Source organism: uncultured Pontibacter sp., assembly GCF_947502515.1.
GTDB lineage: Bacteria > Bacteroidota > Bacteroidia > Cytophagales > Hymenobacteraceae > Pontibacter.
The window spans coordinates 1-13,416 of sequence record NZ_CANNAI010000013.1 but is presented as its reverse complement, the minus strand read 5'-3'; the positions used below and the strand labels follow the sequence as shown (position 1 = coordinate 13,416).

The window sequence follows — 13,416 nt, the reverse complement described above, 5'->3', positions numbered from 1 at the left end:
CGTACTCAGGAAGCAACGGCACCGGAACGGCCGGAACACCCCTGACCATCACCTTCACCGTGGTCGACAGGGAGAGCACGGCATTGACTAAAAACACGTTACAGGAGCAGAGATCACCTGAAGCAATTCGAGCAGCATACGTCTACCCGAATCCTTCTAGTGATGGTCGTGTTAAATTAGCTGTGTTCTCTGAGAATCATGAACAACTGCAGTATAGCTTAGTGAATTCCATTGGAGAGAGGCTTTACTCTGGTACATTGACGAAGGAAGCCTCGTCAAATCATGTGGATTTCGACTTCTCTGAGAAAATGAAGGCACCTGGAGTTTACTTCCTGAGAGTGGAAGGGCCTAGTGTAAAAAGGGTATTTAAATTGATGAAAACGCTCTAGATAGTAACTACTTAGAAAAAAGGACCCTGTCTAAACATTTAGGCTGGGTCCTTTTTATATATTAGTAATTAATTAAAATAGCCTATAACTAGGATAGCTATTAAATTGTACCATTCTGTTTTACTTTTCCTAAAGCTTGTGAAGTTGGAAATAACCCAAGTGCATGTCATCTTCCGGACCTGTCGCATTCGGGGTGATCACCAGGCTATACCTTTCTTTGTCTTCAGGAGTCAGGATGTCTTTCACTTGATACACCTCGTCCACGTCTACACCAAACTTATCGTCGATGTGTGAGGTGGCGCCTTTAAAGCCCGTATGCTTGTAAAAAGCTGTTTGTTTGGCCTGTTTCACAGCTCCCGCCTGATCGGGTGCCACAGCCAGCATTTTGTAATGAAACTCGTCGAATTCATTTGGCTTGTAGCCTCCCAGGTTCAGGAAGAAAAGTTTATCAGATCCATCCGCTTCAGGTATAGCTGTTTTCGGCACCACCTTTACCTGGTAGCCATTTACCTGCGTCACTTCCCGCCAGGCATCCACGTGAATATTGCCCTTCGCCTCCGGCCAGAAAGCTTTGATGGCCGGCACCAGGTCTTTCACCTGTTCGCCAATGGCAAAGAACATATCGTGCTGTTCCGTGTTGCGTCCCGCCGGCCGACAGCCCAGCATTAGCATGAAGAGTTTAGGGTTTTGCATTGGTGTTTAGTTATGGAATGAGGTTATAGTTATGAAGTATAGGTTGTTTGATTTAAGCAGCTATTCAATAGGTATAGCTGCGTCGGTTCTATTTTTGTACACGATTAACCTGCCCCTCCCTTTGTAGAAGGCCCTATCCCCAGAGGGAATTGGGAACGATTGTCATCCCCCTGCCCCCTTCTTTGTCGAGGGCCCCTACCCCCAAAGGGGACTTTGCTGCCACTACCAATTCTCAGGTATAAGCGTTGTAGTGATTACTACACATCACTGGCAGGTATAGCAAGACTAACTCGCACGCTAGCTATGCAACGGATAAAAGTGCCAGGTGCACAAATGACGATTTTGTGTTTGAGCGGTCAGCGAGTTTAAAATCGTCTTGATTTTTTTGCTTACTTTTTTCATCAAGGAAAAAAGTAAGGCCCGCCCGGCCAGGGCAAACAGTGCCCGCCTGGCTAAGGCAAGCTATGAAACATCAAACTTGCTTGCTATACCTATACCTCGGCCAGAGGCCCCACCACAATAGACAAGAGCGTGGAAGCTCGCGCCATAGCATGATGGCCCCTCCCCTTACTTATACCCAATAATCGAAGTAAACGACACCTTCCGCATCGGCTGTCGCGAAACCGGGTTGATCGCTTCCACTACATCTGCCGCTTTGAGTGCTTCAAAGGCTTCTTTATAATTACCCCGGATGTAATTCGTGCCAATGTTGTGATGCCGATAAATACTATCAATGGGCAGGTTGTGGTAATAGCTTCGCTTCTCGGCCAAGTCAGCGATCAGGTTCTTGATCGAGTAGCGGTACTGCTCCTGAAACAGCGACAGCTGGTGCTTAATGTTTGCTCCGAACAGCGGCACGCCATCCTCCTGGTAATCGCTGTACATGAGCATGAGCTCCTTCATTTTCATGTAAGGCGCATCGTTCTTCGAGACAAAAAACAGGTAATGGCTCGTCTGATTCTTTTTGGGTAGACTGATCTTGAAGCGGAACGTTTTGTAATCCTTCTCACGGTACACATCCTCAAACTGGTCGACCATAAAGTCTTCGCGCTGGCCGGCGTCCTGGTAGCGGTCACAGAACTCACGGATCTTCTGGAGGCGCTCTTTCCCAAATACATCGGCCATGATGCTGTCATCGGTAGCTCCCTGTACAGCGGCCCGTAGCTTGGCAGGCGTGAAGAGCATGAACAGGTCCAGCCCCCAGCGACGTACCGACTGCAGGAGCAATTGCTGCGAAAACTCGTAGCCGAACGGATCCAGGTATAGCAAGGTGGGGACATCGTTGCCGAGGAGTTTGGCTAGTGAGGCTAGGCTGGCTTCTTCATGCAAGAGCACGGGCTTATGCTGTAGCTCTTCGTAGTAAGGCAGCTGCTGCAGGTTTTCCTTTAGCCTGGCAGTGACAGTTTTCTTTTCGTCGTTGAAAAAAGTGCGCACTACCTTGTTCAGGTTATACTTGTCCGTGGCCCCGAATATGCTGTTGAGTACACGCACAGGTGTGGCGGGCTTACCGTCTTCTGGCTTGCCGTCGCCAGCGTACAGGTCGATAAAGGCCAGCACCGGATTAGACTTATAACGCTGCCCCTGCAACTGGGCACTGCACCAGGCCTTGAAAAATTCGTTCAGCAGCTCTGACTTGATCTCGGCGCTGCTGCGCTGTTCTATAAAAAAATCGTTTGTATCAGCAGTAGACATGGAAAATAGCCCAATGTTTTATGGAAAGGTAAAGTTAGGGCTTGTTTCAATTATAAGCGTAATTTTGCAGCATGAAACTGACTGGCAACATTCTCAATATTAAAAACAAGAGCGACGACCGCAATGCAGGTATCGTCATCGAGGTAGATAAGATCGAATATGTAACCTACAAGAAGGATGGAAAGTATTACCAGCCCTTTAACCTGGAAGTGGAGCTGGAAGAACCGATTGTGATAACCGGCGACCAGTTGGCTCTTAAACCGGTAAAGCACCTACAGGAAGGCGAGTACGATTTCGATGTGTATGACAGAGAGGGCGATGACTTTGTGTTGAATGAAAACAAGTTCCTGTCGGTGTTGATGATGTATGACGAGGAGGAACAGGAGCACTTCCTTTCATCAGTGGAGTACACTGTCACGCTACCAAACGAAGAATTTAAAGCGCTGAAAGAAGAGCAGCACAAACTCCGTCAGTCCCGCAAAGGTCCAGGCAAGAAAAAGAAATAGCCTGCCTTACCTCAGGTATAAAACAGAAAAACCTGTTTCAAGAAATACTTGAAACAGGTTTTTCCTTTTCATGTTCCGTCAAACATGGAAGCAATTCTTCCAAAAGCTTCTACAAGCTTTAATTCAGGTTTACGCCTGTCTGAACGATAACATAATGTCTATACCTGTTATACGTAACACGACACAGCAGGTTGATGTCCAGACACTTACTTTTTATTCATACCCAGGTAAATACCATAACCGATCAAGCCAGCGCCTAAAGCAAAGAGTACATACTGCTTCTGTTTGTTGTCCAGACCGTTAAAAGTATCCAAACCGTACTTGCCTGGGTTTTTCACTATGTTCATGATATCGCCCGGATTTTCCATCAGGTAATTCAAGGGATTAGAGGTCTTTGATGTATTGGTCTTCATAGTTTTCCTTTTTTATTTTGCTTACGGCAACAGGAGCCGAATAGATGGGAAAATATCAGAAAAGCTATACCTGAGGCCGCTGCTTACTTAGAGGCCTTTCTGAGGTAGATGTTACCATTCATGTTCTTGATCATGATTTCAGCTTGTCAAGGTCGCCAGACTTTACCTGGAGCATCAAAGCATTGTCAGTCAGTATTTCCAAAAGAGCAGGTTGTTTTGGTGTTCATTTATAGAAACTCAGGTTTCAGGAAAAGTTACAACATTCGGGCACTTATTTTTGAGCAAAATAAATACACATGATGAGCACTGCCTATAAAAGCTAATGGGGCTCAGAAAGCCCCATTAATCTCACCTTTACAAACAAGCAATAATTCGATCAACCGCCGGTGCGGTTCAGTTCTTCCAGGTTGTTGCGGCGGCGCTCTTCTACTTTAGCGCCTCTGCTAAACTTGTAACGCAGGGTAAACCCGATGTTACGCTGTCGGAAATATTGATCCCAGTCACTCACGTTGCCCTCGCCCAGCCTAGCCCCAATGATCAGGTGCTGTGTTCCAAAAATATCGTTGGCGTTAATGCTCAGGTCCAGTTTCTCATCCATAAAGCTTTTCTTGACACCCACATTTAACCACCAGCGCGGATCGGCACGGTAGAGCGCGTAGACACTAGGCCCCTGGTATACTCCATTTAGCTCCAGTTTTACTTTTTTAGGCAACAGGATGGTATGGTTAGACTGCAGCATGTAGAACACCTGGTCGTTTACAGTCTGTCCATTGTCAACCGCCACATTGTACTCGTTATAAGCTACTATCAATGTATTGTTCGATTCCCAGTTTTTCATGACGCTGTAGGGTATATTAGCTGTCAGGCTCAGATTTCTGGAGTCATCTGCGTTACCGATATAATACACGGTAGTAGCCGTTTCCGGATCAATAGCGACCAGCTCTACAATAACATCTTGCGTGTGCTGATAGCTCAGGGTCAGGTTGTAAGTCTTCTTAAACACCTGAGAGATACTGAACGCATTGGTATACTGTGGCTTAAGGTTTGGGTTTCCCAGCCAGTAGGTATAAGGGTCGCGGTAGGCGAAAAAGGGATTCAGCTGTCCGTAATTTGGGCGCTGCAGGCGGCGGCTGTAGTTATAGTTGATCTGGTAGTCGTCGCTCACCTTCTGCTGCAGAAACAAACTCGGGAACAGGTTGAGGTAACTGCGCTTCGTTACATCCCCCGTAGTCAGCAACTCCCCCTTCGACTGGGTCTGCTCTGCCCGCAAACCTGACTGAAGGCTAAACCGCTCATTCAGTTTGGTGTTGAAATTCACATAGGCGGCATATATGTTCTCGTCGTACACAAAATGGTTTGTACGCCTTGTGTCCAGCACCAGCGTTTCGCTGTTGTTGAAGTAAAAGCGGGAGTCGGCGTCAGATATCACCCGGCTGGCTTTTGCTCCTATTTCCAGCCTGCGGCCTTGTGCCAGTGGTTTCGTAAAATCTACTTTGGCAGCATAAATATCGAACTCGTTAGGTGTATTAGTATACAGGAAATCCTGCGTAACGGCACCCGGATCGGTAAGATCGTAGTAGTAGTTGTAGAAGTTGGCGTCTCCCCTATTCTTGATCTTCACAAAGTCCAGATCGGCGGTGAGTGTCGTACCCAACGTGTCATACTTGCCCATGTAATGCAGATTGGCCGTTCTGTTTGAAAAGCGGTTCTGGTTGAAATTGTCCGCATCTATAAACTGGGTTGGCTGGTCAGGCGAAGGGCCAATGTAAGTCTCTGTCAGGAAGTCCGCATGCAACTGGTTGGTGGCATAGTACCCCATGACGCCTACGCTATGCTTATCATTAAAGCTGTAGTCTGTTCCCAAGCGAACAGCTGGCGGGCCCTCCACTTCAAAATTGCCATCTGCCACCTGATCGAAGTAGGTAGAGGATTCATCGCCTTTGAACACACGGGTGAAGGTGGCATCACGCCCTCCGACACGTCGCGCCATATCCAGGTTCAGGAAAGAACTCCACGGTCCGGTCTTATAGTTGATGCTGGCTCCTGTGCTGTAGCCATACTGCTTAAAGTTGTAGTTTCCACCGGCATACACACTGCCATTCAAACCCTGCACGGTATTCTTTTTCAGGTTGATGTTGAGTATACCCGAAGATCCTTCCGCATCGTACTTCGCTGATGGGTTCGTGATGATCTCGATATTGCGGATATTCTCGGCAGCCATACCTTCGAGCAACGAGCGCAAGTCACGGGCAGAGAGGTAGGTCAGCTTTCCGTCGAGCATCACGGTTACGCCTGCACGCCCATTCAGCTGAATGTTGCCTTCCTGATCGATGTATACCCCGGGAGAACTGGCCAGCACATCATAAGCTGTTCTTCCAGCTGCCAGCGCCGTTCCTTCAATACTGACTACCATGCGGTCAGCCTCCTGTGTGATTGTAGGTCGAAGCGTCTCCACTGTCACTTCTTTGAGTTGGGTTGCGGTAGGCACCAGTTTGATTATTCCTGCAGTTACCTCTGGTTTTACTGCACTTACCGCTATCTGGCTGATAAACTTTTTCTGATAACCCAGAAAGCTGATGGCTAACTGGTAATTCCCCATAGGCACCCCTGCGAATGAAAAGCGGCCCGTTGCATCGGTGAGGGAGCTCTGAAGTGCTTGTGTAGTACCTGGCTGCAGCAAGGCGACTGTAGCATACTCAATGGGTTTGCCAGTAAGAGAGTCGGAAAGAGTGCCGGTGATTTTACCTGCTTCCTGCGCCCGGGCGGCACCTGAAACGGACAGGAAAAGGCATAGCAATCCCATCAAAAAAAGTACACTTTTTTTCATAGTTTATTGAGTTATGATTTTATTTATTCGCCTTTGTATGCGTGGGGTACAAGCTAAAGACACATCTTTCTGTGCACAGTTGCATCCGGCACCAATTTAATCTTACATGCTACTGCGTCCCCTCTTAAAGGAGACGACCGAGTCTCAAAAACCTTACAGGCTTTTCCAGTTTTATTTTCAGAAGCTGCTAAGGGCTGAGCAGCCTCCGGATAATCTTCATAGAAGGAAACTTCAGTTTTGAGGAAGGTTACAGAAATTCCTGTTCTTTTTTTCAGGTATAAGCTGCGCCTCAGATTAATCAAAACGTAGGTTACGCACGGGGTTGGCCATGGCTGCCTTCAGTGCCTGATAACTGATGGTGATGAGTGCTACCGTTGCGGCAGCTATTCCTGCCAGCAAGAAGGTCCATACCGGCATATCAATGCGATAAGCAAAGTCTTGTAGCCAGCTCCGCATAGCGTACCAAGCCAGCGGGAAAGCGATGAGAGCCGATATAACAATCAAGGCCAAAAACTCCTTTGAGAGCAGGGCGACAATGGCGCTGTTGTCAGCACCCAGCACCTTGCGTATACCGATTTCTTTTTTCCTGCGCTCAGCAGCGTAGGCAGCCAGTCCGAGCAGCCCCAGACAGGCTACAAAAATGGCTATGCCTGTAAATATCCAGAGCAGCGTTTTGAGTTTGTCTTCGGCCTTGTACATTTTTTCGAAGTTCTCATCCATAAAAATGTACTCGATCGGGTAGTCAGGCGCAAATTTGTTCCATACTTTTTCTACCTGCTCTATGGCACCTGCAATATGCTGCGCATCTACTTTCACAGCCACTTTCCAATTGGCGCCCGGGAAGATCTGCAGCACCGTAGGGTCTACCTTATCGTAGAGGCTCTTGAAGTGAAAGTCTTTTACCACGCCGATGATCTTTCCTTCCTTCAGCGTATCCTTATCAGAGTCGTTCCACACATTCCAGCGCAGCGTCTGGCCCAGCGCCTGCTCAGGTGAGCCATAGCCTAGTTCCCGCACTGCTGTCTCATTAATCATGAAAGCATGGTCGGCATCGGTTCTATGCGCTTTGGAGAAAGGCCGTCCGGACACCACCTCCACGTCCAGGGTATTGATGTAATCATAGTCGACCATCAGATGCGTCACGCCGTAGTGCACCTGCTCCCCATTTCGGGGCACAATGATTCCGTCACCCGCCGTGGCATCGCCCGGAAAGCCATAGCCAATGGATACATTCTTAATACCAGGAACATTCCGCAGCTCATTTTTGAAGGTCTCATAATTATCGAACATGTTCTCACCCCGCATCTGGAAAAACATGATCTGATCTTTGTTAAAACCCAAATCCTTGTTGTGCAGATAAGACACCTGCTGATAAACAATGAAGGCACAGATGATGAGGAAAATAGAGAGGGCGAACTGCACCACAATCAGACCGTGGCGCAACCACTGTATCCGGCCAACCTTGCTGTCAACCACCACGGCCCTTTTCAGCACCTTGACAGGCTGGAAACCAGAGAGCACAAGGGCCGGGTAGAAGCCTGCCAGCAAACCAACCACCAGTGTCAGGACCAGCAAAAGGAACAACAGCTCAGGGTTTGTGAAAATATTGAAGCTCATTTCCTTGCCCGTGAAGGCGTTGAGCGAAGGCAGCAGCAGGGAAGTTAGCGCAGCAGAGAAGATCACGCTGATAAGGGTGAGCAGCAGGGTTTCGCCCAGAAACTGCATCACGAGCTGCCCGCGGCTGGCACCAATGGACTTACGCACACCTACCTCTTTTGCCCGCTGCATTGATTTGGCAGTAGCCAGGTTTACGAAGTTAAAACAGGCGATCAGCAGAATAAACACGGCAATGATACTCAGCGCCTTGACATAGGTAATGTTGCCACGAATAGCCTGGTCGTGTTTAAAACTGGCTGAATGCAGGTATACCTCATCGACCGGCTGCAGGACCGGTTTGTAATCATAAGGCTCATTGGTATCAGGATTGCGCTGCTTTGCCACTATCTCCCTGAATTTTGTCTGCAGGAACTGCGGGTTGGCCCCATCCTTCAGCTTAACATAAGTATAAAACTGTTGCCAATTCCAGCTCTTCATACGCTCTGCCGGCAGTTCGGCGGATTCCAGCGAGTGTATAAAGTTCACAGGAAGATGGAATCGTTCTTTGGTGCTAAAGACACCCCGCACGATGTAAGGCAGCTTGTTTACGGACACCTGTCTGCCGACAGGGTTGATGTCCCCGAACACCCGCTGCGAAAATTCATCAGAGATCACGATAGAAGAAGGATCTGCCAGCGCCTTATCGGGTGAACCGTAGATAAACGGCAACTGGAATAATTCAAAAAAGCCGGGGTCGGAGAAAAACCTGCCTTTCTCATAGATCCGCTTGTCTCCGGCCTCTATCAGGTTATTGGCGTCGAACTGCACCATTAAGATACGCACGGCCTGCTCCACTTCCGGGAAATCCTGCTCCAGTGTAGTGGCAAATGTAGGCGGCACTGGTGCCACCATCTCTCCAGCTTCTTTGGCAGACTTATCGTTATACACCCTGTATACCTGTTCACCTTCCGGCAGGAACTTGTCGTACTGCAGTTCGTCGTACACAAACAGGCCAATGAGCAGGCAGGCTGTAATGCCCAGGGCCAGGCCCGCTATATTGATGAAGGAAAAGCCTTTGTGCCGAAGCAGGTTTCGGTAAGCGGTTTTGACGTAGTTCCTGAACATGACGCTCAATTTAGTGGATGATGCGATATAGTATGACTCCAGCAATTCTGATTTTTAGAAATGAACTGCCTGTCCGCAGCTTTTAATACAGAGCAAATGCCATAAATTTATATTATTGATTACCAATAACTTACACAATAATACCAACTTAATTGCGTACATTTTCGCGCAGCCGGTGTGCGATATCGCACGCCTTTATTTACAGAAATGTCTGTTTTAGCTTCGTAATCAGCGAGTTGTATTAATGGCATAATTATAGTTTCTTTCGGTACTATATTATACTTGCTTATGCTGTTAAAAAAGGCCTCCATATTGATTGTTGACGATGATGCCGATGTGCTCACGGCTGTCCGTCTGATGCTCCGGCCACAGGTGAAAGAGATTGTGACGGAAAAGAACCCCGAACAGCTTCCCTTTTTGCTGAAGCAATACAGCTTCGACGCTATTCTGCTCGACATGAACTTCAAGAGCGCCATCCATACCGGCAACGAAGGTTTATACTGGCTACAGAAAATAAAGGAACTGCGTCCGGAGGTGGCTGTTATCATGATCACGGCCTACGGTGACATCGATCTGGCCATCAGGTCCCTGAAAGAAGGCGCTTTCGACTTTGTCGTAAAGCCATGGCATAACGAGAAACTGCTCAATACGATTACCAATGCCGTAAGCCAGAAGGTAAATGGCAGCAAAGCAACGGCCTCAGGTACCAACGTTCCTTCCAGCGACTTTGAACTGCTGGGCGAGTCGGATGTCATGCAGGACATTAAACTCAAGATAAAGAAAATAGCTCCCACCGACGCCAACATCCTGATACTGGGCGAAAACGGAACGGGTAAGGAGTTGGTAGCCAAAGCCATTCATGAGCAATCGCTGCGGGCTGCCAAACCCTTTGTGAAAGTAGATGTGGGCGCCCTTACAGATTCGCTCTTCGAGAGTGAGTTGTTTGGCCACAAAAAAGGCGCTTTTACCGACGCCCGTGAGGACCGTGCCGGACGTTTTGAGGCCGCACAGGGCGGTACCATCTTCCTGGATGAAATTGGCAACATCTCGCTGCATCAGCAGTCTAAGTTGCTGAGTGTGCTCCAGAACCGCCAAGTGATTCGGGTGGGAGCAAATGAACCGGTGAACATCGACGTGCGCCTGCTCTGCGCCACTAACGTGCCGTTGAGTGAACTGGCCAACGAGTCACGCTTCCGAAAGGACCTGATCTACCGCATCAACACGGTAGAGATCCTGATACCGCCACTTCGCAAAAGAGGGAAAGACATTGTGCTGCTGGCCACGCACTTTGCGCAGGTATACGCGCAAAAATACATGAAACCGGTGCCAGAACTCAGCAAGGCCGCGCAGGATAAACTGCTGCACTATCACTTTCCCGGCAATGTGCGGGAACTGCAGTATGCCATTGAAAGAGCAGTGATTATGGCCGATGGGGCGCTTCTGGATGCAGATGATATTCTCTTTTCGCCCATAGAGGCGGCACCTGCAGGCGAAGCCTTGGAGCACGGCACTAACCTGGAGGAGCTCGAGAAGCTGACCATTAACAAAGTATTGCAGCTGCATAATGGCAACCTGACCCGAACCGCCAAAGAACTCGGCATTACCAGAACGGCGCTCTACCGACGCATGAACAAGTATGGGCTTTAAGAATCTGGAATGGGCGCTGATCGCTAGGGTCATGATCTTGCTCCTGACCTTGAGCGTACCGGCTTTTGTCATCGTTAAGGGCTGGTCGGAGGCACTGGTATTTTGGCTGCCGGTCTTTATTCTTCAGGTGGTGGACCTGCTTCGCTTTCTGCGAAAGACCCAGACGGAGTTCAATCAATTTATAGAATCCGTGCATTACCGTGATTTCTCCCGGCATTTTGATGAACGCCATGCCTATACCCAACTGCAGCCACTTCGCAAGGGCTTCAACGAGATCAACTCCACTTTCAAGACTATTACACTCGAGAAAGAAACCCAGTACCATAATCTGCAGAAGGTGATGGAGCTGGTGGAAACCGGCATTCTGTCTTATAACATGGATAACGGGGAAGTGGTGCTCATGAACGAATCACTCCGGAAGTTGCTGCATGTGCCCTTCATGAAAACGATCCATTATCTCTCGAAGCGGGACAAGGAATTGTATGAATCCATATTGGCCCTTGAGCCCGGCCATACCCGCATCGCGACGGCGCATACCTCCCATTTCGAGAAGAACACGACTAAAGTCCTGCTCTCCGCCACTGCGCTGCAGAACGAAGGAAGCAGGTATAAGCTGGTTGCTTTTCAGAACGTGAATGAAGCGCTGGACGAGACAGAATCGCAGGCATGGCAGAAGTTACTGAACGTGCTCACACATGAGATCATGAACTCCGTAGCGCCTATTTCCTCGCTGGCGGATACCCTCAAAAATCGCCTCCAGGAAACCCAGTCCACAGGTATAACTGCAGAAGACTTGGAGGACCTGGAAGTAGGTATAAGCACGATCAAGCAGCGAAGCGAGGGTTTGCTCCGCTTTGCCGAAACCTACCGCAACCTGAACAAGATCACAAAGCTGAACCTGGACACGGTATACGTGAAAGACCTTTTTGCTAACCTGCAGCGTTTGATGCTCCCGACCCTGGCGCAAAAGGGGATACAACTGGAGACGAACCTGGCTAACCCCTATATAACGTTGCACGCCGACCCTACCCTGCTGGACCAGGTGCTGATTAACCTTCTGGTCAATGCCATGGAAGCAGTGAAAACGGTGGAAGATCCACAGATCACCCTCGCAGCCTATACCTCGCCTGATGAGAAAACGGTCATCAAGGTCATGGACAATGGCATCGGCATGTCTCAGGAAGTGCAGGAGAAGATCTTTATACCTTTCTTTAGCACACGTAAGCAAGGCAGCGGCATCGGATTGAGCCTTTGTAAACAGATCGTGCTGTTGCACCGCGGAACGATACAAGTGCAATCGGCTCCGGGAGAAGGCACTACTTTTATGCTCCGTTTTGGGCAATGAAATTTTAAAAGCCTCGTATAGGAATCAGAACCTGAAAATATTAAAGCTTACCCATGTTTCTGCTTCCGCATCTGGCCCTACTGCTCATACTAACGACTACCCTCTTCGAAACCTTCGCCAATCTGGACCTGGCCACGCTGCAGCTGCTGAATGGCAACCGGGCAACAGACCTGGACTTCCTGCTGCTCACCCTGACTGTTACCGCCTACGGACTCGGAGCCCTGGTACCGCTTTGCCTATACCTGGCGGGGCATTTCAGGAGGATGGTTTCGCTCAAGTTGAAAGCCTACCAGTATGTATTTGCTATGGGTTTGAATATTCTGTTTATCGGTTTGCTGAAATACACCGTCGATCGTCCCCGCCCCTTTATCACTCACGACACGATTGAGCAGATTGCAGAGGCCAGCAGCCCCTCCTTCCCTTCCGGGCATACAGCTTTTGCCTTTACGGCGGCCGTCGTGCTTGTGCTGATGTTCCGCAACTCAGCTCTGCGCGGCCTCATACTGACCTGGGCCTTGCTCGTGGCCTATTCCAGACTGGCGTTAGGCGTGCACTATCCGAGCGATGTACTCGGTTCCATGCTTCTCGGATCTGGGGCTGCATTCCTGTCTACTTATGCCTTTCGGAAACACCGGGAACAGTTCTATACCTTGCTTAGACGGAGTCGGAATTTAAGGCTAGTGCGATAGGTATAGCAGTGCTTTGAGGTGCAACCTGTCAGACGAAAATCGACCAAGCCCAGCTCTGCTAATTGAAACATCCGTTTTTTGAAACGTTTAGTTGCGTTTATAAACGCTTCTAGGCTTTTCTTACATAAGCTGAGCATAACACAGAGTCGTTTCATGGCGTGATAACTTGCCCAATACACCTTGAAAAAAATCTACTATTTCACCATAATGATGTGATTTACATAAGCTTTACTTCTACGGTTCGCTTTATGCTGGGATAATATTGGATTAGTTGTCAAGTCTCTGTAAAATCACTATATTAGTAAAGCGCTATGAAGGCGATCATGCAAAGGTGCACAGAAATAAGTGTGTTTAAGCAGATAAAACCACCTTCGCTTATAAGGCGGATAGACGGAATAGACTTCCGTTTATACTATAGTTGGCGGTCATATTAAGAGATAAATGAACAGAAATCTTACTCAACAAGAAGTAGAAGCCTCGCTAACTTCGGGAAA

At 48.6% G+C, this 13,416-nt stretch carries 10 protein-coding genes; 5 read left to right on the top strand and 5 right to left on the bottom strand.

Translation table 11 applies throughout. The annotated features are described in order from the left end of the window. Positions 1-389: T9SS type A sorting domain-containing protein (locus Q1A54_RS20220; protein WP_299991843.1), on the top strand; the 389-nt coding region annotated here is incomplete at its 5' end. A gap of 129 nt (positions 390-518) precedes the next feature. Here Q1A54_RS20220 and Q1A54_RS20215 read toward each other — a convergent pair. Then, entirely contained in the window at positions 519-1,082 is a 564-nt protein-coding gene (locus tag Q1A54_RS20215) for a DUF1543 domain-containing protein (protein WP_299991840.1), read from the bottom strand. Positions 1,083-1,649: 567 nt separating this feature from the next. Then, positions 1,650-2,774 carry a three-Cys-motif partner protein TcmP gene (gene tcmP / locus Q1A54_RS20210; RefSeq protein ID WP_299991839.1) on the bottom strand — a complete coding sequence of 375 codons (1,125 nt, stop codon included), beginning with the start codon at positions 2,772-2,774 and terminating at the stop codon, positions 1,650-1,652. Positions 2,775-2,845: 71 nt separating this feature from the next. On the opposite strand from tcmP, the gene Q1A54_RS20205 reads away from it, so the two are divergent. Further along, on the top strand, positions 2,846-3,280 hold the full coding sequence (locus Q1A54_RS20205; RefSeq protein ID WP_299991837.1) for a hypothetical protein: 435 nt from the start codon (positions 2,846-2,848) through the stop codon (positions 3,278-3,280). Between the two features lie 206 nt (positions 3,281-3,486). Here the strand turns inward: Q1A54_RS20205 and Q1A54_RS20200 are convergent, their stop codons facing one another. The 3 genes from Q1A54_RS20200 to Q1A54_RS20190 all read right to left on the bottom strand — a co-directional run bounded on the left by Q1A54_RS20200 (position 3,487) and on the right by Q1A54_RS20190 (position 9,241). Then, positions 3,487-3,693, bottom strand: a complete 207-nt coding sequence (locus Q1A54_RS20200; RefSeq protein ID WP_007660323.1) for a hypothetical protein — start codon at positions 3,691-3,693, stop codon at positions 3,487-3,489. Positions 3,694-4,069: 376 nt separating this feature from the next. Continuing rightward, positions 4,070-6,520 carry a TonB-dependent receptor gene (locus Q1A54_RS20195; RefSeq protein WP_299991834.1) on the bottom strand — a complete coding sequence of 817 codons (2,451 nt, stop codon included), beginning with the start codon at positions 6,518-6,520 and terminating at the stop codon, positions 4,070-4,072. Between the two features lie 294 nt (positions 6,521-6,814). Next, positions 6,815-9,241 carry an ABC transporter permease gene (locus tag Q1A54_RS20190; RefSeq protein WP_299991831.1) on the bottom strand — a complete coding sequence of 809 codons (2,427 nt, stop codon included), beginning with the start codon at positions 9,239-9,241 and terminating at the stop codon, positions 6,815-6,817. A 288-nt stretch (positions 9,242-9,529) separates the two neighbouring features. Between Q1A54_RS20190 and Q1A54_RS20185 the strand changes: the two genes are divergently transcribed. From Q1A54_RS20185 to Q1A54_RS20175, 3 genes are read left to right on the top strand one after another with little or no spacing between them, the layout of a single operon-like run. Next, a complete protein-coding gene (locus Q1A54_RS20185) occupies positions 9,530-10,888 on the top strand; it encodes a sigma-54 dependent transcriptional regulator (RefSeq protein ID WP_299991828.1) in 1,359 nt (452 codons plus the stop codon). Then, complete coding sequence (locus tag Q1A54_RS20180) at positions 10,878-12,233, top strand: ATP-binding protein (protein ID WP_299991825.1); 1,356 nt, start codon at positions 10,878-10,880, stop codon at positions 12,231-12,233. The genes Q1A54_RS20185 and Q1A54_RS20180 overlap by 11 nt, the downstream gene beginning before the upstream one ends. Before the next feature lie 53 nt (positions 12,234-12,286). Further along, positions 12,287-12,922, top strand: a complete 636-nt coding sequence (locus tag Q1A54_RS20175) for a phosphatase PAP2 family protein (RefSeq protein ID WP_299991822.1) — start codon at positions 12,287-12,289, stop codon at positions 12,920-12,922. Positions 12,923-13,416 lie beyond the last annotated feature (494 nt).